Annotated in this window: 1 protein-coding gene; it reads right to left on the bottom strand. The window is 45.1% G+C overall.

The window, feature by feature from the left end:
* Positions 1–490: glycoside hydrolase family 3 C-terminal domain-containing protein (locus tag BN4575_RS20560; protein ID WP_176716460.1), on the bottom strand; the 490-nt coding region annotated here is incomplete at both ends.

Raw genomic sequence — 490 nt, 5'->3', positions numbered from 1 at the left:
AGATTCCACATTGCTCGCATACAGCTGAACTACTTCAGCCCCTTCCTTTGAGCCAATATTCTCAAGAGTAAACTTTACAGTAACATTATCCTCTTCATTAACATACCTCTTGCTTATGTTAATATCGGAATATGCGAAATCAGTATAGCTTAGACCATAGCCGAACGGATAGAGCGGCTTGCCATCAAAATACATATAGGTTCTTCCGTGCTGAGGCTCATAATCGTCCCAAGGCAGGAGCTGATCATCGGCGGCGAAGAAAGTTGCAGGGAGCGTGCCGGAAGGAGAATTCTTGCCGAACAATATATCTGCCAAGCCATTACCTCCCTGCTCGCCGGGATACCACATATTAACAATTGCAGGAATATTTTCGTCCATCCACGTAATCGCCATTGGGCTTCCGATTTGCAGAACAACAACGACATTCTGATTTACCTCGTAAACCTTCTTGAGAAAATCAAGCTGCTCGGAAGGGAAGGCAAGCGTGTTT

The sequence above is a fragment of the Aeromonas sp. EERV15 genome, assembly GCF_900079845.1.
GTDB classification, from domain to species: domain Bacteria; phylum Pseudomonadota; class Gammaproteobacteria; order Enterobacterales; family Aeromonadaceae; genus Aeromonas; species Aeromonas sobria.
Note: the sequence above shows the minus strand (reverse complement) of the source record. Positions and strands in the feature narration are given on the sequence as shown.